This is a genomic window from Collimonas sp. OK307, from assembly GCF_900113705.1.
Lineage (GTDB): Bacteria > Pseudomonadota > Gammaproteobacteria > Burkholderiales > Burkholderiaceae_D > Collimonas.
On record NZ_FOQI01000013.1, the window covers coordinates 130,550 to 148,981 of the forward strand.

The 18,432-nt window shown below is 56.1% G+C and carries 17 protein-coding genes; 13 read left to right on the forward strand and 4 right to left on the reverse strand.

The features are described from left to right. Nucleotides 1-21: 21 nt before the first annotated feature. The 13 genes from BM205_RS17125 (at nt 22) to gloA (ending at nt 12,528) form a co-directional block, all read left to right on the forward strand. The gene (locus tag BM205_RS17125; protein WP_092416074.1) at nt 22-1,191 is read left to right on the forward strand and encodes a PhoH family protein; all 1,170 of its coding nucleotides are present in this window, start codon (nt 22-24) and stop codon (nt 1,189-1,191) included. Continuing rightward, a complete protein-coding gene (gene ybeY, locus BM205_RS17130) occupies nt 1,175-1,651 on the forward strand; it encodes an rRNA maturation RNase YbeY (RefSeq protein ID WP_092416075.1) in 477 nt (158 codons plus the stop codon). Before BM205_RS17125 ends, ybeY begins: the two co-directional genes overlap by 17 nt. A gap of 292 nt (nt 1,652-1,943) precedes the next feature. Further along, complete coding sequence (locus BM205_RS17135) at nt 1,944-2,549, forward strand: cytochrome b/b6 domain-containing protein (RefSeq protein ID WP_092416076.1); 606 nt, start codon at nt 1,944-1,946, stop codon at nt 2,547-2,549. Nucleotides 2,550-2,559: 10 nt separating this feature from the next. Continuing rightward, nucleotides 2,560-3,333 carry a molybdopterin-dependent oxidoreductase gene (locus BM205_RS17140; RefSeq protein ID WP_092416077.1) on the forward strand — a complete coding sequence of 258 codons (774 nt, stop codon included), beginning with the start codon at nt 2,560-2,562 and terminating at the stop codon, nt 3,331-3,333. A gap of 75 nt (nt 3,334-3,408) precedes the next feature. Further along, on the forward strand, nt 3,409-3,693 hold the full coding sequence (locus BM205_RS17145) for a pentapeptide MXKDX repeat protein (protein ID WP_092416078.1): 285 nt from the start codon (nt 3,409-3,411) through the stop codon (nt 3,691-3,693). 178 nt (nt 3,694-3,871) lie between these two features. Next, entirely contained in the window at nt 3,872-4,753 is an 882-nt protein-coding gene (locus BM205_RS17150; RefSeq protein WP_092416079.1) for an HlyC/CorC family transporter, read from the forward strand. An 85-nt stretch (nt 4,754-4,838) separates the two neighbouring features. Continuing rightward, nucleotides 4,839-6,395, forward strand: a complete 1,557-nt coding sequence (gene lnt, locus BM205_RS17155; protein WP_092416080.1) for an apolipoprotein N-acyltransferase — start codon at nt 4,839-4,841, stop codon at nt 6,393-6,395. 129 nt (nt 6,396-6,524) lie between these two features. Further along, nucleotides 6,525-7,505, forward strand: a complete 981-nt coding sequence (gene glyQ, locus BM205_RS17160; RefSeq protein ID WP_092416081.1) for a glycine--tRNA ligase subunit alpha — start codon at nt 6,525-6,527, stop codon at nt 7,503-7,505. Between the two features lie 11 nt (nt 7,506-7,516). Beyond that, on the forward strand, nt 7,517-9,625 hold the full coding sequence (gene glyS / locus BM205_RS17165; protein ID WP_092416118.1) for a glycine--tRNA ligase subunit beta: 2,109 nt from the start codon (nt 7,517-7,519) through the stop codon (nt 9,623-9,625). A 99-nt stretch (nt 9,626-9,724) separates the two neighbouring features. Further along, complete coding sequence (gene gmhB / locus BM205_RS17170; protein WP_092416082.1) at nt 9,725-10,282, forward strand: D-glycero-beta-D-manno-heptose 1,7-bisphosphate 7-phosphatase; 558 nt, start codon at nt 9,725-9,727, stop codon at nt 10,280-10,282. 65 nt (nt 10,283-10,347) lie between these two features. Beyond that, nucleotides 10,348-11,091: a lysophospholipid acyltransferase family protein gene (locus tag BM205_RS17175; RefSeq protein WP_092416083.1), complete on the forward strand. Its 744-nt coding sequence runs from the start codon at nt 10,348-10,350 to the stop codon at nt 11,089-11,091. A gap of 19 nt (nt 11,092-11,110) precedes the next feature. After that, on the forward strand, nt 11,111-12,058 hold the full coding sequence (locus BM205_RS17180; protein ID WP_371326507.1) for a M48 family metallopeptidase: 948 nt from the start codon (nt 11,111-11,113) through the stop codon (nt 12,056-12,058). A gap of 59 nt (nt 12,059-12,117) precedes the next feature. Further along, on the forward strand, nt 12,118-12,528 hold the full coding sequence (gene gloA / locus BM205_RS17185) for a lactoylglutathione lyase (protein ID WP_092353637.1): 411 nt from the start codon (nt 12,118-12,120) through the stop codon (nt 12,526-12,528). A 50-nt stretch (nt 12,529-12,578) separates the two neighbouring features. Here gloA and rsmA read toward each other — a convergent pair whose 3' ends face one another. The 4 genes from rsmA to BM205_RS17205 form a co-directional block, all read right to left on the reverse strand. Next, nucleotides 12,579-13,352: a 16S rRNA (adenine(1518)-N(6)/adenine(1519)-N(6))-dimethyltransferase RsmA gene (gene rsmA / locus BM205_RS17190; RefSeq protein ID WP_092416085.1), complete on the reverse strand. Its 774-nt coding sequence runs from the start codon at nt 13,350-13,352 to the stop codon at nt 12,579-12,581. Between the two features lie 94 nt (nt 13,353-13,446). Then, nucleotides 13,447-14,532, reverse strand: a complete 1,086-nt coding sequence (gene pdxA, locus BM205_RS17195; RefSeq protein ID WP_092416086.1) for a 4-hydroxythreonine-4-phosphate dehydrogenase PdxA — start codon at nt 14,530-14,532, stop codon at nt 13,447-13,449. Nucleotides 14,533-14,588: 56 nt separating this feature from the next. Beyond that, entirely contained in the window at nt 14,589-16,013 is a 1,425-nt protein-coding gene (locus BM205_RS17200) for a peptidylprolyl isomerase (protein WP_254783931.1), read from the reverse strand. A gap of 35 nt (nt 16,014-16,048) precedes the next feature. Next, nucleotides 16,049-18,376 (reverse strand): LPS-assembly protein LptD, encoded by a 2,328-nt coding sequence (locus BM205_RS17205; protein ID WP_254783932.1) that lies wholly within the window; start codon nt 18,374-18,376, stop codon nt 16,049-16,051. Nucleotides 18,377-18,432 lie beyond the last annotated feature (56 nt).

The window sequence follows — 18,432 nt, forward strand, 5'->3', positions numbered from 1 at the left end:
ACAAGATAAGCAAACCACAGCTTGAAAACTAAAACTCCTACCCAGCCGCATTACTTCATCCCGCAACCGCTAGACAACACGCGGCTGGCGCATCTGTGCGGACCGCTCGATGAAAATCTGCGGCAGATTTCCGCGGCGCTGGATGTGTCGATTTTCCGGCGCGGCGACAAGTTTATTGCCGCCGGCACCAATGCGGAACGCGCGGTGGAAATTCTCGATCAGTTTTACGCGATCGCGAATAAAGTTATTTCTGTAGATGAAATCCAGTTGGCGCTAGTGGAACAACGCGCCAAGCTGGGCATGGGGAAGAAGCCGAAAGCCACCAAAAGCAACGGTAAGGCCAACGGTGAACCTGGCGACGAGGCTGGCGTTGATCCAGCCGATGCCGAGCTGACCGAGACCGATATCGAAAGCCCGGTTCTGAAAACCCGGCGCAGCGATCTGCGTGGGCGCACTCCGCATCAAAGCCAATATATCCGTTCGATCCTGGAGCATGATGTGACACTGGGCATTGGCCCCGCCGGCACCGGCAAAACCTATCTGGCGGTGGCCTGCGCGGTCGACGCACTGGAGCGCGATGCCGTCAAGCGTATCGTACTGACCCGGCCAGCGGTCGAGGCTGGCGAACGCCTGGGTTTCCTGCCCGGCGACCTGGCGCAAAAAGTCGATCCTTACCTGCGCCCGTTGTATGACGCGCTGTACGATTTGCTCGGCTTCGACCGTACCCAGAAAATGTTTGAAAAACAGGCGATCGAGATCGCGCCGCTGGCGTACATGCGCGGCCGCACGCTGAACCACGCGTTCATCATCCTGGACGAAGCGCAAAACACCACGCCGGAACAAATGAAAATGTTCCTGACCCGGATCGGCTTTGGCAGCAAAGCCGTAGTCACCGGCGACGTTACCCAGATCGACCTGCAGCGCGGCCAGAAGAGCGGCTTGATCGACGCCATGAACATCCTGAAAGATGTGCGCGGCATCGCCTTCACCCGCTTCAATAGCAGCGACGTGGTGCGCCATCCTTTGGTAGCTCGCATTGTCGATGCCTATGAAACCGCATCGCAGGCCGCACCGGTTGCATCCACCCATGGTGTAATCGAAGCGGCCACGCCGCAACCAGTCAAACCCGTCAAGCCGGTGCAAACCGGCATTACCAAAACCGCCCGCAGCCGCCATGCCGTCAAAAAATAAACTCTCCTTGTCGGTGCAATATCCCGACCCGCGCCTGCAAGACAGCGTACCGCGCCCGCAGCTGAGGCGCTGGGTGCAGGCAGCTTTATTGGCGCCGGCGGAGCTGACGATTCGCTTTGTCGACGCCGAAGAAGGCCGCACCCTGAACCGCGACTATCGCGGCAAGGATTACGCTACCAATGTACTTACTTTCGCTTACTCCGAAGATGAGGAAGAAGGTCCGGGAGAAGATAACGGCATCACCCAGGCCGATATCATTCTTTGCACCGATGTATTGGAGCGTGAGGCGAAAGAGCAAGGCAAGACGCTGGTCGAACACGCCGCACATCTGGTGGTGCATGGCGTCCTGCATGCGCAGGGCTATGACCATGAAGACGATGAAGAAGCGGCCGAAATGGAAGACCTGGAAATTGAGATATTGGGCAAGCTGGGCTGGTCCAATCCCTACGCTGACCGATAGTTTTCTTCATCCCCGACAAAAACGCCGCCCTTGCGGCGTTTTTTATTTCCGTAATCACTCCTACATTTTATTGCTTAAAATCAATGACTTGCAATCAAAATGTTGCGATTAATTTATCAAAAATCTTCTCTTATCTTTTTAATTAATAAGATTATGATGAATTCATGTAATGAACCGGTTCGGCCTGCGACTAAGCCACATGAAAACCATCATTACACAGCTCCCGGAGACAAACGTGAACCAAATCATGTTGCCCCAGTTGATCGTCGTCCCTCATGTACAGGCGGCCTAAATGTCATCCTCTACACTCAAGCAGCCGGTCGTTCATCCAATCTGGCTACGCGTCACCCACTGGCTCAACGCGCTCGCCGTGGTCATCATGATCCTGAGCGGATGGCGCATCTATAACGCATCGCCGATTTTCTCGTTCCACATTCCCAGTGAGTGGACCTTGGGCGGGTGGCTAGGCGGCGCTTTGCAATGGCATTTTGCGGCGATGTGGCTGCTGCTATTCAACGGCCTGGTCTATCTGCTGTTCAATACTGCTAGCGGCCGCCTGTGGAAGAAATTTTTCCCGCTGCGTCCGTCCGAGGTGGTCCAGGATCTGTTCAAGGCGCTGCGCGGCAAGCTCCAGCACGACGCGCTCGACCACTACAACGCGGTGCAAAAGCTGGCGTATGTCTCGGTCATCCTGGATTTGATACTGCTGGTGGTCTCTGGCCTGGCGATCTGGAAATCGGTGCAGTTCCCGTTCTTGCGCGAACTGATGGGCGGCTACGACACCGCCAGGATCGTGCATTTCTGCGCGATGAGCTTCCTGGTCGCATTTATTGTGGTGCACATCGTCATGGTGGCACTGGTTCCACGCACGTTGCTAGCAATGCTGCGCGGCCGCTGAGGAGATCACCATGTTCAAGAAAACGCTCAACTCGACGCTCGACACTGAATCGATCCTGAAAGATGCTCGCAGTGAACTGGCCCTGCCATCGCGCCGGTTATTCGCAAAGCGGGCACTCACCCTCGGTGGCCTGTCGCTGCTGACCGGCTGCAATATTACCGATGAACCCTCGGTCAATCGCATGCTTGAGCGCATCTCGCGCATGAACGATGGCGTGCAAGGATGGCTGTTCGAACCGAAACGCCTGGCGCCGACTTACACTCAGGCCGAAATGACCCGGCCCTTCCCGTTCAACGCGTTTTACGGCATTGAGGAAGTGCCGGAAATCGACGGCAGCGATTATCAGCTGGAAGTGACCGGCCTGGTGACCAACAAACGCCCCTGGACGCTGGAGCAATTGCACAAGATGCCGCAGAACGAGCAGATAACCCGCCATATCTGCGTCGAAGGCTGGAGCGCCATCGGCCGTTGGGGTGGTATCCCGTTCTCTTATTTTCTGCAACAGATCGGCGCCGACCTGAGCGCCAAATATGTCGATTTTCAATGCGGGGATGATTATCACACCAGCATCGACATGCCGACTGCCTTGCATCCGCAGACCCAGCTGACCCTGACTTACGACGGCCAGATCCTGCCGCCGAAATACGGCTTCCCGATGAAGTTGCGGATGCCGACCAAGCTCGGCTACAAAAATCCGAAACACATCACGTCTATCGAAGTAACGAACAAATACCCTGGCGGTTATTGGGAAGACCAAGGGTACAACTGGTTCGGCGGGTCGTGAATGCTGGCCCTGCAACCGTATTTATTGATTTATTGATTTTTTTGGCGCTTTTGCCACTTTTACCTGGAGATTGAAATGAAAAAAAGCCTCACTACCCTGTTGGTTACTTGCCTGATGATGACTGCCGGCGGCGTTTATGCGCAAGATGCAATGAAGAAGGACGACATGTCCAAAGACGCTATGTCGAAGGATGCAATGACCAAACCGGCGATGGAAAAAGATGCAATGGGCAAGGACGCCATGGGACATGACGAAATGGCGAAGAAGAAAACACACAAGAAAATGCCTATGAAAAAAGAAGGCATGGCCAAAGATGAAATGAAGAAAGACGACATGGGAAAAGATGAAATGAAGAAATAATTACCATTTCCCCAATACGGCGAATATTGCTACATGGCATTATTCGCCTTTTTTATGTAAGAAAATCGCCTTCCGGAATCACGATATAAGCTTTCTGACACATGCGTTTCGTCGTCCTGTCACATATTTGTTGTATGCTATTGCTTCCAAAACAATGTGAAACCAAGGCTAACGCCATATGCCAGAGCACCCTAGTAGCGTCAAATCATTTGACGCTAAACCCCACCGGTCATTATTTGAACGCCTGACCGCACTGATTTCTCCCGAACCTGAAAATCGCGCCGAACTGCTCGATGTGCTGCAAGATGCACACGATCGCAACCTGATCGACGCCGACGCACTGTCGATGATCGAAGGCGTTTTCCAGGTCTCCGATCTTTCCGCCCGCGACATCATGATCCCGCGCTCGCAGATGGACATGATCGACGTCACCAAGCCGATAGAAGACTGGATGCCGGAAGTCCTGTCGACCGCCCACTCGCGCTTCCCTGCCGTCGATGGTGAGCGCGACAAAGTGATCGGCATCCTGCTAGCAAAAGACTTGCTGCGCTACTACGCCGAAGATTCTTTCGATGTGCGCGACATGCTGCGGCCGGCAGTTTTTATCCCTGAATCGAAACGCCTCAATGTCTTGCTGCGTGATTTCCGCGCCAATCGCAATCATATGGCGATCGTGGTCGATGAATACGGCGGCGTCGCCGGCCTGATCACGATTGAAGACGTGCTGGAACAGATCGTCGGCGATATCGAAGACGAGTACGATTTCGATGAGGAAGAAGACAATATCCTCGCCATCCGCGACGGCGACCACGGCAGCCGCTGGCGGGTCAAGGCGCTGACCGAGATCGAACAATTCAACGAGACGCTGGAAACGGCGCTGGTCGATGAAGACGTCGATACCATTGGCGGCCTGGTCGCCAATCACCTGGGACGGGTACCGCGTAAAGGCGATGAGTTCACGATCGACAATGTGCGCTTTGAAGTATTGCGTGCCGATGCCCGCCAGGTACATGTCCTGCTGGTCGAGAAATTATCGGGACCGGCTCACGAAGAAGCCTGAAAAAAGAGTAGGCCGTAGCGGCGTGGCCCCACGCTGTTACGGCCTACCTGCCTAAGAGCAAGAAAGAGCAAAATCGCCGCTGCCTATGAGTTTTCGCCCCACCTCGTTTTTTAAACTTCCGCTGCCGTTGGCTGCCTTATTGGCGGCCTTGACCGGCGCCATCAATGTATTCGCCTTCGCGCCGTTCGGGCTGTGGCCGATTCAATTGCTGACGCTGGCGCTGTTCGTGTTCTGCCTGCTCCGCGTTCCTGCTATCAAATACGGCGCACTGCTGGGCTGGGCTTATGGCTTCGGCTGGATGGCGCATGGCGTTTACTGGATTTATATTTCGCTGCACGATTTTGGCGGCTTGCCGGCTTGGCTGGCGATGTTGGCGGTCGCGTTGCTGGCAGCTATCCTGGGGCTGTACACAGCCATGTGCGCCGCTGCTGCGCTCTGGTTACGGCAACGTTGGACGAGTTCGCCGCTGCTGTTTGCCCTGGCAATCTTCCCGGCCCTGTGGGCGCTGTCGGAATGGGTGCGCGGCTGGTTGTTCACCGGCTTCCCCTGGCTGATTTCGGGTTATGCCCACACTGGCAGCCCGCTGGCAGGTTTTGCGCCGTTGATCGGCGTGTACGGCATAGGCGGCATCTCGGCATTGATCGCGGGCTGCCTGGCTTTGCTGCCGCGCTACAAGCTGCCGGCTGCGGCGGCCCTGCTGATACTGGTCGCCGGCCTCGGTTTGCACCAGATTAACTGGACTGCGCCGCACGGCAAACCGATCACAGTGCGCCTGCTGCAGGGCAATGTGCCGCAGGAAGAAAAATTCAATACTGCGCAGATTGTGAATTCTCTGCGGCTTTATATCGATATGATCCGCGCCGCGCCGGCAGACCTGATTGCCACGCCAGAGACCGCGATACCGGTCCTGCAAACCGAGCTGCCACCGGATTACTTGCCTGCCTTATCAGATTTCTCGCAGCAAACCGGCAGCCACATTGCGCTGGGAATCCCCTATATCGACGGCCCCTACCGCTACTCGAACAGTGTGATCGGCATCGCGCCCCAAGCCAAGGATCCCGCCGTCCATTACTTTCGTTACGATAAACAGCACCTGGTGCCGTTCGGCGAATTCGTGCCGTTCGGTTTCCGCTGGTTTGTCGACATGATGAACATCCCGCTTGGCGATTTCAACCGCGGCGCCGCCATTCAGGCGCCATTCGCGGTGAAAGACCAATGGATATTGCCCAACATCTGCTACGAAGATTTGTTTGGCGAAGAAATTGCGGGTCAACTGGCCGCCACCCGCGCCGCCGGCGAGCCGACCGCCACGCTGCTGCTGAACATGTCGAATATCGCCTGGTTCGGAAACACAATTGCATTACCACAACATTTACAGATCTCGCAAATGCGCAGCCTGGAAACCGGCCGCCCGATGCTACGCGCAACCAACACCGGCGCCACCGCCCTGATTGATCCGCACGGCGTTGTCAGCGTCAAGCTGGCTCCGTATGAGCGCGCGACACTGGCCACATCCGTGCAAGGCTATAGCGGCACCACGCCGTATATACTGCTGGGCAACCGCCTGCTGGTGATCCTGGCCTTGCTGATGCTGGCGGGCAGCTGGTACTGTGGCCGCCGCAAAGCGCGCAAGCAGCCCTAAATCACTCAAAACCCGCTAAAATCGCTGGTCTTAGCGCTCGTCATCACCAGCTTCAGTGGGCCGCTGTACCTGATCCGCCATACTTAATCGATTAACCGGCATTTAGCCGTATGGAAAAGCAACAAAACGATGCTTACATTTCAACAAATAATTCTTAAATTACAAGATTACTGGGACGCTCAGGGCTGCGCCCTGCTACAGCCCTACGACATGGAAGTCGGCGCCGGCACCTCGCACACCGCGACCTTCCTGCGCGCAATCGGCCCCGAACCCTGGCGCGCCGCCTACGTGCAACCGTCGCGTCGTCCCAAAGACGGGCGCTATGGTGAAAACCCTAATCGCTTGCAGCATTACTATCAATATCAGGTCGTCCTCAAGCCTGCGCCGGAAAATATCCTGGATCTCTACCTTGGTTCGCTGGCCGCGCTCGGCCTCGACCTCAAGCGCAACGACGTGCGCTTCGTCGAAGACGACTGGGAAAACCCGACCCTGGGCGCCTGGGGCCTGGGCTGGGAAGTCTGGCTGAACGGCATGGAAGTGACGCAGTTCACGTATTTCCAGCAAGTCGGCGGCCTCGATTGCAAGCCGGTGCTGGGTGAGATCACGTACGGTATCGAACGGCTGGCGATGTACCTGCAGGGTGTAGAAAATGTCTACGACCTGGTATGGACAGAGCGGGTTGAAAACGGCGTCACCAAAAAGCTCAGCTATGGCGACGTGTTCCATCAAAACGAAGTCGAGCAATCGACCTACAATTTCGAACACGCCAACACTGAATTCCTGTTCCCGCTGTTCAGCAACTATGAAGCTGAAGCCAAGCGCCTGCTGGAAGTGCCGCTGGCGCTGCCAGCGTATGAAATGGTATTGAAAGCAGCGCACACCTTCAATCTGCTGGATGCGCGCGGAGCGATCTCGGTCACCGAACGCGCCGCCTATATGGGCCGGATCCGTAACCTGTCGCGCGCAGTGGCGCAGGCATATTACGATTCACGGGCCAAGCTGGGCTTCCCGATGTGGGAGATCACCAAGGAAAATGGCGATCTGTTGTTGCAAGAATTTGGAGATGAATACATGGCGGCAGTAGCGCAGCGCGCAGGGGAAAAGGCATGAAGGACACACTCATGAGCCGCACCCTGCTGATCGAAATTTTTACGGAAGAACTGCCACCGAAAGCCCTGGCAAAACTTGGAGATGCGTTTGCCACAGGTATTTTCAACGGCCTGAAATCACGCGATTTCCTGGATGATGGCGCCATCGCCACCGCGTTCGCTACGCCGCGCCGCCTGGCAGTTTCCATTAGCAATGTACGCGCCGTTTCGCTCGATAAAACCATGCGCGAAAAAGTGCTGCCGGTGTCGGTAGCGCTGGATGCGGATGGCCGGGCAACTGCGCCGCTGGTGAAGAAACTGTCCGCCATGGCTTCCCAATGCGGCAAGGTGATGATCACCCCGACCGAACTGGAACGTGCCCCCGATGGCAAAGCTGAGAGCTTTTTCTTCAGCTACACCGCTAAAGGCGTGGCGTTGCCTGTCGGTTTGCAAGTGGTGCTGGAAGATACGGTAGCCAAGCTGCCGATCCCGAAAGTGATGAGCTATCAGCTGCAACATGGTCATGCCGCCGGCCACACCGTACGCTTTGTGCGGCCAGCGCATAGCCTGGTGGCGCTGCACGGCGACCAGGTGTTGCCGCTGACTTTGCTCGGACTGGATGCCGGCCGCCAGACCGAAGGTCATCGCTTCCTGTCGCAAGGCCGCATCAAGCTGGGCGACGCCGACGGCTATGCGACTACCTTGGCAGAGCAAGGCAAAGTCATCGCCGGTTTCAGTGAGCGCAAGGAAAAAATTCGCGCTGCCTTGTTGGCAAGCGCTGCGGATGATCAGGTACTTATGCCGGAAGCGCTGCTGGATGAAGTCACGGCGCTGGTCGAGTGGCCGGTCGTGTATGCCTGCAAATTCGAAGATGAATTCCTCAGCGTTCCTCAGGAATGCCTGATTCTGACGATGCAAACCAATCAGAAGTATTTTGCCTTGACCGATAGTGCAGGAAAATTGCGTTCGCGTTTCCTGATTGTCTCGAATCTGCAAACCAACGAGCCGCATTACATCATCGAAGGCAATGAGCGCGTGGTGCGGCCGCGCCTGTCCGACGCCAAGTTTTTCTTCGAGCAAGACCAGAAAAAGAAACTGGCCGATCGTGTGCCTTTGCTGGCCAACGTGGTCTATCACAACAAGCTCGGCAATCAGCTGCAACGTACGGACCGGGTAAAAGCCCTGGCGGCGGCGATCGCCACACTGCTGGGCAGCGACGCCGTATTGGCTGAACGTGCCGCATTGCTGGCCAAGGCCGACTTGCTGACCGACATGGTGGGCGAATTCCCTGAGCTGCAAGGCATCATGGGCAACTACTACGCACGCCATGACGGCGAAGCGGAACACGTCGCGCTGGCAATCTCGGAGCACTATCAACCGCGCTTTGCCGGCGACGCCTTGCCGACCACCGATACCAGTGTGGCAGTCGCCCTGGCAGACAAACTGGAAACGCTGATCGGTATCTGGGGCATCGGCCTGCAGCCAACCGGCGACAAAGACCCGTTTGCCTTGCGCCGCCATGCGCTAGGCATCTTGCGCATGCTGCTGGAAAAACGCCTGCCGATATCGCTGGCGCAATTGTTGAGCAGTGCAGCGCAACAGTTCACCGGCAACGCCAATTTCAAGGATCCTGGCAGCGACGTACTGCCGTTCCTGTACGAGCGCCTGCGCGGCCTGCTGCGCGAACGTGGTTATTCGCCGAACGAAATTGAAGCGGTGGTAGCGCAGCAGCCCGACCGTCTCGACAACATCATCGAACGCCTGGATGCGGTGCAAGCGTTTGCCGCGTTGCCGGAAGCAGAAGCACTGGCTGCGGCGAACAAACGCATCACCAACATCCTGAAAAAGACCGAAAGCGTTGGCAACACGGTACAGCAGGATTTGCTGCGCGACAGCGCCGAACAACAGTTGTTCGCGGCAATGAATACGTTGAAACCAGAGGTTGACGGTGCCTTCGCAAAAGGCGATTTCAGCACTGCGTTGAAAGCTTTGGCGCGGCTGCGGGAAAACGTCGACGGCTTCTTCAACGACGTGATGGTGATGGCGGAAGACGAACAGTTGCGTAACAACCGTCTGGCGCTGCTGGCGAACCTGCATGTGATGCTGAACCAGGTCGCCGACATTTCGAAGCTGGCTGCTTAAAGTGACATCCACTACGTCCTTGGTGACCCAATCGTTCCTGCGTTCGCGGGGATGCCGGGGTCGCCAGGGACGTAAATTTTAGAGTGCCCACCAGCCTATATGAAATTAATCATTCTAGACCGCGACGGCGTCATCAATCACGACTCCGATGCCTTCATCAAATCGCCAGACGAATGGGTGCCGATCAAGGGTTCCCTCGAGGCGATAGCTCGCCTGAACCAGGCCGGTTACCGGGTAGTTGTAGCGACCAACCAGTCGGGCATTGCGCGTGGGCTGTTCGACATGCAGGCACTGATGGCGATTCATCTGAAAATGCATGAAGCGGCGCAACTGGTCGGCGCCGAAATCGATGCGATCTTTTTTTGCCCGCATGCGGCCGACGACAACTGCGATTGCCGCAAACCCAAACCGGGCATGTTCCAAGACATCGGCAAGCGCTTTGAAATCAGCCTGCGGGGTGGCGTGGCGACGGTAGGCGATTCGCTGCGTGACTTGCAGGCAGGTTTTATCGCCGGTTGCGCGCCTTATCTGGTACTCACCGGCAAAGGCGAAAAAACCCGCGACAAGGGCGGCCTGCCACCGGGCACGTTGATTTTTCCGGACCTGGCGGCAGTGGTTGAATTCTTGCTGAAGAAACCGGTGGAGCTGTCAGTTTGATTGACAGGCGCTCCGCCTAGTAAAAATAAAAAGATAGCTTGTTTAGAAAAATTCCTGGAGTTTGCATGTTGCGTTTTTCCTTGTTTTTGCGTTCCCTGTTGTTCTTCCTGCTGATGACCGTCTTGACGGTAGTCTGGTCCTTCGCCTGCATCTTGTTTGCGCCCTTCCCTTACGCCCGGCGTTATTACCTGACGGCGCGCTGGAATGTCATGGTGGTCTGGATGGCCAAGGTGATTTGCGGCATTCGCTATGAGGTCAAGGGTTTTGAAAATTTTCCTGATGCGCCAGCGGTTGTGCTGAGCAAACACCAGTCGGCCTGGGAAACGATTTTCTTGCTGCAGATGACGCCGCGTCCTTTGGTGTTCGTGTTCAAGAAATCGCTGACCTATATTCCGTTCTTCGGCTGGGGCATCGCCCTGCTGCGCATGATTCCGATTGACCGCAGCAAAGGCCGCGACGCCTTCGCTCAAGTTGTGATTCAAGGACGCAAGCGGCTGGCTGACGGCCAATGGATCATAATGTTCCCTGAAGGCACGCGGATTCCAGTCGGCCAAACCGGCAAATACAAAGCCGGCGGCACACGCCTGGCGGTAGAAACCAACACACCGGTAGTACCGATCGCGCACAACGCAGGTGAATGCTGGCCGAAGAATTCCTTCATCAAGAAACCGGGGCTGATCACCGTCTCCATCGGCAAGCCGATTTATCCGGAAAACCTGGATAGCAACGAGCTGATGGCTAAAGTCGAAAATTGGATAGAATCTGAAATGCGCGTGATTTCACCGCATGTTTATTCCAAGAAACAATAATTCCCACATCTGGTCGCCATTGAAACTATTGCATCAAAAGCCAGTAAAGCCGCGTCTGGGACCACATAACCGGCCCCACGGCAAGCTAGTGCAGCAGCAAGCGTTGCAGCTGGATCTGTTTGCCGACGATTTGACTACCAGTAGTGCTACCAATACCCCACCTGTCCAGGCACCGCCGGCAGGGCCGCAATCAAAAGTACAGCCGCCGGCCCTGCCGCCGAGCGAATCGACAGCGCTGGCACCCGGCAAGCGCCGCTTGCACTTCGGCGAACATGTACTCGATTACACCCTGCTGCGCTCCAAACGGCGCTCCATCGGCTTTCTGATCAGCGACGACGGCTTGCGCGTAACCGCCCCAAAATGGGTCACGCTGGGCGATATCGAAATCGCCATCCGTGAAAAGAAACGTTGGATTTTTACCAAGCTGAGCGAATACCGCGATCGTTCGACCCGCCGCATGCAGCCGCAAATGGCATGGCGCGACGGCGAGATGCTACCCTACCTGGGCCGCAACATCACGCTGCGCATTCACGCTACCCAGAGGGCGGGAATTCATTTTGACGAAGCCAACGAAGAATTGATCGTCTGCCTGCCGGCCGACGCCGGCGAGCAGCAGCTGAAAGATCGGGTATTGGGCTGGCTGCAGCTGGAAGCCAAGCGGGTGTTCGCTGAACGGTTACCGATCTATGCGGAAAAGCTCGGTGTCACGTATCAGTCGTTTGCACTGTCGTCGGCGACTACCCAATGGGGTTCTTGCACTTCTGAAGGCAAGATTCGACTGAACTGGCGGCTGATGCATTTTGCTCTGCCGCTGATAGATTATGTGATTGCGCACGAGTTGTCGCATTTGCGCGAGATGAACCACAGCCCGCGTTTCTGGGCCACGGTGCAATCGATTTTCCCCGAATTTGAAACTGCCAGGAAAACCTTGCGCGACAGCGCCCAGGAAACCCTGCCGGTATTCTAGTAGGTGGGCACGTATCGTGCCCATGCGTCGTCAAGACAACCCAACCATCGAGATAAACCATGCGAATCCTCCACACCATGCTGCGCGTCGGCAATCTGCAACGTTCCATCGATTTTTACACCAAAGTGCTCGGCATGAAACTGCTGCGCACCAACGACAATCCTGAATACAAATACACGCTGGCTTTTGTCGGCTACGGCAGCAATCCCGATCATGCCGAACTCGAATTGACTTATAACTACGGTGTCGACAGCTACGATCAGGGTACGGCGTTCGGCCACCTCGCAGTCGCTGTTGAAGATGCTTACAAAGCCTGTGAGGCGGTCAAAGCACAGGGTGGCAACGTGACACGGGAAGCCGGGCCGGTAAAAGGTGGCAGCACGGTTATAGCCTTTGTGCAAGATCCGGATGGCTACAAGGTGGAATTGATAGAACGCAAAGCGGGACATGGCGCCGACGCCGCTTTATAGGTTGCTACGGCGGGCGCCGGCTCTACTTGGCAACCCGCCTGGTCAGATTGTCATGGCAGACGATTTGCCAGCGCCACAAACAGTTCCATGGAGACGGTTTCAGGCCGCGCTTGCGGATCGACGCCGGCATCGATCAACTCATTCTCCGTAAACATGCCGGCCAGGCAGTTGCGGATTACCTTGCGTCTTTGCGTGAACGCTTTCAGGACTACCTGCTCCAGTTTTTTCTGGTCGCAAGCCAGGGGCTGAGCAATCGGAATCATCCGCACGATGGCCGATTCAACTCTAGGCGGCGGATCGAACGCAGTCGGCGGCACGATAAACATCAGCTGCATGGTGTAACGCCATTGCAGCATGACGGACAGGCGGCCAAACGCTTTGCTGCCCGGCGTGGCGACCATGCGCTCCACCACTTCCTTTTGCAGCATGAAATGCTGGTCTTGCACCTGCGGCGCGATCTCTGCCAGGTGAAACAGCAAGGGACTTGAGATGTTGTAAGGCAGATTCCCGACCACACGCAATTTGCGATCGCCGGCCAAAGGAATACTGCTGAAATCGAACTTCAAGGCGTCAGCGGAATGCACGTGCAAACGAGCTGGATCGAAATTTTTTTGCAGCCGCGCCACCAGATCGCGATCGAGTTCGACTACGTGCAATTGTTGCAGCGACTCCAGCAGCAGACGCGTCATGGCGGCCAGGCCAGGTCCGATTTCAACCATGTTGTCGTCGGCTTGCGGATCTATCGCAGCGATGATGTTGTACAACACGGTGTCGTCCGTCAGGAAATTCTGGCCGAAGCGCTTGCGGGGGATGTGGTTCTTCATTTTTTTCTTTATGTGCGGGACGGACAAGCTAAAACAATTGCGGGAGATTCGGCCATCGATACAACGGGCAGCGGGGCGGCGGGATAGCGACCGCTTATGCTGCCGCCAATTTGCTCTGCCGCACCATTTGCGCCGCGACGTTCAACGCCGCCAGCATGCTGCCGTGGTCGGCCCGGCCCAAACCGGCTGCGGCGAGATCAAGTGCCGTGCCATGATCTACTGAAGTGCGGATAAACGGCAAGCCCAGCGTGATGTTGATGCCGTGTCCAAAACTGGCATATTTCAATACCGGCAAACCCTGGTCATGGTACATCGCCAATACGCAGTCGGCGTCAGCCAGATATTTTTGCTGGAACAGGGTATCGGCCGGATAAGGGCCGCTAACGTCGATGCCGAGCGCTTTGGCCGCTTGCAGGGCCGGGCTGATGATATCGATTTCTTCTCGCCCCAGGTAACCGCCTTCGCCTGCGTGTGGGTTTAAACCCGTCACCAGGATACGCGGCTGCGCCAGGCCGAATTTCTTCTGCAAATCAGCATGCAGGATGGCGATGGTCCGGCTGAGGCTGTCAAAGGTCAGTGCTGCCGCGACGTCTTTCAACGCCAGATGCGTGGTCGCCAGCGCTACCCGCAACGGTGGCGTGGTCCGGTCCGTAGCCAACATCATGACGACCTGCGCAGTTGCACTTTTTTCGGCTAGATATTCGGTATGGCCGGTAAACGGCACGCCGGCATCGTTGATCGTACTTTTTTGCAGAGGCGCCGTGACCATGCCATCGAAAACACCTTGCTGCGCACCGTTGATGGCGATATCCAGCGTGCGCAACACGGCGCGGCCGTTACGCGCATCCAGATGGCCCGGTTGCACATGCGCATCGAGCGGACAATCGATCACTGCGATCTGATCTTGTGAAAAATTCGGCAAGCCGTTGTTGCGCAAGGCTTGCTGCGACAATGCCACGAGGCGGATTTGCGGATCGATCTCCGCCGCGATCATCGCCAGGAAAGCGGCATCGCCAATCAGCACGCTATTGATTTCAGCGCGCAGCTGCCAAGCCGCCTTGATCGCGACTTCAGGGCCGATGCCGGCCGGCTCGCCACAAGTGACGGCCAATACCGGCCTCGGCCGCGTTGGCGATTTCGGCGGCGCTATAGCTGACTGCGCAGCGGATTGATCAGACATGTACTACTCTCGATGCAGGCTTGGATACCGGCTTAAATATCGGCTTAACCCCGTAATCAACGGTCGTCGCCACGGTATTCCACATAAGTCCGGTCGCGCAACTGGCGCAACCATTCGTTAGTAGCTTCTTCCGTTTTACGCTCACGAATCGCCAGCCGTGCTGTCAGGCGCTGACGTTCCTTGGACACATCGTTGGCCTTGCGCTCCACCACCTGGATCAGATGGTAACCAAACGGCGATTCGATCGGATCGCTGATCTGTCCCGGCTTCAACGCATCCATCGCGCGTTCGAATTCAGGCACTGTATCGCCAGGGTAGACCCAGCCCAGGTCGCCGCCCTTGGAGGCCGACAAATCGTTCGAATACAACTTGGCCAGATCTTCAAACGTAGCAGCCTTGTTATCTATGCGCTCCTTCAGGTCAGCCAGGCGACGGCGGGCATCAGCTGCCGTCACGGTTGGCGTCACCTTGATCAGGATATGGCGCACATGGGTTTGCTGGACTGGCGCTGCCGCGGTGTCGCCCGCAGCGGCTGGCGCAGCACGCTTGCTGACCAGTTTGATGATATGAAAACCATTCGCGCTTTTCACAATGCCCGATACCTGTCCCACGTCCAGATTCGCGACGGCTTCTACAAACAGCGCCGGTATGCGATCTTGCGCGCGCCAGCCCATGTCGCCGCCGGTCAAGGCATCGCTGGCATCGGAAAAAGCAGCTGCGACGGTAGCGAAATTACCACCGGACTTGATTTGCAGCATGGCTTGTTCAGCACGTTTGGCACGCTGAGCAATCTGTTCGGCTGAGGCATTTTCCGGCACCCGGATTAGAATCTGCGCTAAATCCAGTTCCGGCACGGTTTGCTTGTTGTTTTTGTCCGCGGCGATGTAATTGTCAACTTCCGATTCCGAAATCTGGACCTTGTTGTCGACTTCGTGCTCACGCAGACGTTGCAATAACATTTCTTGTCGAATTTCCTCGCGGAAGGACGCGTAAGGGATTTTTTCCAGCGCCAGCTGCTTTTGGAAATCCGGCATCGACATCTTGTTCTGCTCGGCAATCCGGCTGATTGCGCGATCCAGCATGACGTCGTCTACCGACAAACCGTTTTCTTTCGCCAACTGCACTTCCGCGCGCTCCAGAATCATGCGTTCCAGCAACTGCTTTTGCAGCTCAGCGGCAGGCGGCAACTGAATTTTTTGCGCCTGCATACGTTGCACCACGTCGGTCATGCGCTTGTTCAATTCCTGCTGGGTAATCACGTCGGTGTTCACTACAGCGACAATGGCATCGACGGTCTGCGGCGTTGCTTTGGCTGCAGCTGGCTTGGCAGCCGTGGCGGTAGCAGGCGCAGCGGATGTTGCAGGCGCAATCGCAGGCGGCGCCGGTTGATTCGACGCGGCTTGAGCCCAGGCGCCGCCAGCAGAAGCTGACAACAACGAGAATGCGATTGCAGCGAGTTGGGTTTGATTGGTTTTACGCATAATTGGAAAAACGTTCATAAGTAAAAATGACGGATTCAACGGCTAATGAAAGAGTCGGGTTGATTAACATTCTGATAACCTGGAACACCGCTACGCAGGGCTTGTATCGGATTCGACCCGATGCTTGATAAACCATTCAACTCAAGTTGCACGAATATACCTGTAGTCGAGCGGGTTGACGATGTCGGCGTACGTTGTCCCACCACACGGAAGACCCAGCAATCGGCTTTGTATTCCAGTCCAAGCAGGCTTTGTCCGACTGTTTTTTCCTGCAAAGAGTAGCTGACGCGGCCCACACCATACCAACGGCGGCTGATTGGCCATTGGGCGGAGACATCAAACTGCTTCAGGTATTTGCTGTCCAGCAGCAGCGGATCGACGTTGTTATGATCCAGCTGATAAGAGAAGTTGATGACTTTTTTCGGACCCGGCTGCCATTTGATGCTGGAATTGGCGCGCACCCACTGATTATTGCTCTGGCTGTACTGGATTGTATTGTCGACACCCAGTGCCTGCGTTATCTGTCCGCCCGCCATCAACAGCAAATCCGAACGGCTGCTGGTGATTGTATCGGTAGTGCCTCCGAGCGTCACGCGTGGTTCGGTAAAGTAAAAACGCTGACCGATACCCAGGCGCAAACGTTCCACGCCGGATTCCTCGATAAAACGCGAAGTCACGGCAGCGGTCAGTTGATTGGCGTCACCGATACGGTCATGGCCGCTGTAACGGTTTTCAGTGAAAATCTGGGCGAAATTGAAATCTGCGACGCCACTGTCGAACAGCGGGAACTGGCTCTGGTCACGGTAAGGCGTACGCACGTAGAACAGGCGCGGTTCCAGCGTCTGCGTCATCTGGTTGCCGAAAAACTTTGCGTCGCGCTCGAAAATCAAGCCGGTATCGAACGAGAAAGTCGGCAGTACCCGGTTATAGCTGTTTCCCAGCGATGTTTGATCTGCCGAAGTTGGCAGAGTTGGCTGATTCGGTATGCCAGCCTTATTCGGCGAGATGTTGTATGCCGTAGCATCCAGCTGGATTTTCGGCGTAATGAAATAGCCCGGTCGAATAATCGGGTAAGAAAGCTGCGGGTTGATGTAGATGCGGTCGCCACCTAGTGGCAACAAGGTGTTTGTTGAGGAATCGTATTGGCTATTCCTGAAACGGGTATATTGCGCGTTCACGCTCCAGTCAAAACCATAAATATCCTGTTTACCTGCGTTCACGGTAACTTGGGGCAGGCGATCATACGGACGGCTAAGCGTTGCATTTCCATTAGCGTCAAAATCCTGCAATAGCTGATAGCGCGAAGCCAGCGCTGCCACGCTCCAGAACGAGCCGGAGTAGTTCAAATCGAATTCCCGATTCAATACGCGCGCTGAACTTTGGGTAATCGAACGCGAAAAATCGTCCGGATAACTATTATCCGAAGCAAAGTTAACATTCCAGCCCATGGACCAGCCAGGCGCCAGCGTCTGCGCATGAATCGATTGCACGGCGTAGCGGTTGCTCTTGGTCAGCTTGTCGTCCGGCAAAAATTCAACCTTGGTCTGCCCGCTGTACCCATCCCCCATATAACGGGCGTCAGCCCCCATTTGCAAACCGCGCTGGGTGATGATGTTGGGGTACAGCGTCAAATCGCGATTAGGGGCGATATTGAAATAATAGGGAAGATTGAACTCGAACCCGCCGTTGTTGGTGCTGCCGATTATCGGCGGCAACACGCCGGACTGGCGTTCGTTCGACAACGGGAAGGACAAGACCGGTGAACCAAGGATAGGCACGCTCTTGAAGTAAAGAATGCCGTTATGCGCCACGCCCTCGCCCAGGCCGCTATCGACATCCAGCGTACTCGACTTGATATACCAGTCCGGCTTGGTGCCGGGACAGGTAGTGTAGGTGCCGGTGATGATTTTCGACTTGTCCTCATCGATAAAATCGATGCGCTCAGCGTTGCCGTGACCGTCATTGGCTTTAAACCAGTAAGTCGGGTTGGTCAGGAAACCTTGCCCGGAATCCATATTCAGCTTGAGATCATCGCCGGTGTATTTGTCGCCATAGCGATTCATCCGCACGCAACCATGGGCTTCTGCCTCGTTCTCGACGATCCGGTAAGTCGCCTTGTTGGACTTGATCTCGGTTTGACCGCGTGTCATGTCGACATCGTTATCCAGGTTGATCACCCGGTCCGGGCGGCCGGTCATCTGCTCAGCCTCTACCGTGGTCGGCGCATCGGAATCGTTGACGCGCGGCGGCTTGACATTGTTTTGCGTGGTGGGAACGACTGGCGTGACCGGATCGACCGATTGCGCCCACACCCACATCGGCATGGATATCGCCGCGATAACCGAAGCTACCATGACGGTCATGCGCCGCAATGCGGGCAATTGGGACGTGGTCCGACCCGAATGTGACTGGAATTGCT

Excerpts from the sequence above, each read along its gene's own strand:
- ybeY (WP_092416075.1), top strand. The coding sequence starts at position 1,175 with ATGCCGTCAAAAAATAAACTCTCCTTGTCGGTGCAATATCCCGACCCG.
- BM205_RS17135 (WP_092416076.1), top strand. The coding sequence starts at position 1,944 with ATGTCATCCTCTACACTCAAGCAGCCGGTCGTTCATCCAATCTGGCTA.
- BM205_RS17140 (WP_092416077.1), top strand. The coding sequence starts at position 2,560 with ATGTTCAAGAAAACGCTCAACTCGACGCTCGACACTGAATCGATCCTG.
- BM205_RS17145 (WP_092416078.1), top strand. The coding sequence starts at position 3,409 with ATGAAAAAAAGCCTCACTACCCTGTTGGTTACTTGCCTGATGATGACT.
- BM205_RS17150 (WP_092416079.1), top strand. The coding sequence starts at position 3,872 with ATGCCAGAGCACCCTAGTAGCGTCAAATCATTTGACGCTAAACCCCAC.
- lnt (WP_092416080.1), top strand. The coding sequence starts at position 4,839 with ATGAGTTTTCGCCCCACCTCGTTTTTTAAACTTCCGCTGCCGTTGGCT.
- glyQ (WP_092416081.1), top strand. The coding sequence starts at position 6,525 with ATGCTTACATTTCAACAAATAATTCTTAAATTACAAGATTACTGGGAC.
- glyS (WP_092416118.1), top strand. The coding sequence starts at position 7,517 with ATGAGCCGCACCCTGCTGATCGAAATTTTTACGGAAGAACTGCCACCG.
- gmhB (WP_092416082.1), top strand. The coding sequence starts at position 9,725 with ATGAAATTAATCATTCTAGACCGCGACGGCGTCATCAATCACGACTCC.
- BM205_RS17175 (WP_092416083.1), top strand. The coding sequence starts at position 10,348 with ATGTTGCGTTTTTCCTTGTTTTTGCGTTCCCTGTTGTTCTTCCTGCTG.
- gloA (WP_092353637.1), top strand. The coding sequence starts at position 12,118 with ATGCGAATCCTCCACACCATGCTGCGCGTCGGCAATCTGCAACGTTCC.
- rsmA (WP_092416085.1), bottom strand. The coding sequence starts at position 13,352 with ATGAAGAACCACATCCCCCGCAAGCGCTTCGGCCAGAATTTCCTGACG.
- pdxA (WP_092416086.1), bottom strand. The coding sequence starts at position 14,532 with ATGTCTGATCAATCCGCTGCGCAGTCAGCTATAGCGCCGCCGAAATCG.
- BM205_RS17200 (WP_254783931.1), bottom strand. The coding sequence starts at position 16,013 with ATGCGTAAAACCAATCAAACCCAACTCGCTGCAATCGCATTCTCGTTG.
- BM205_RS17205 (WP_254783932.1), bottom strand. The coding sequence starts at position 18,376 with ATGACCGTCATGGTAGCTTCGGTTATCGCGGCGATATCCATGCCGATG.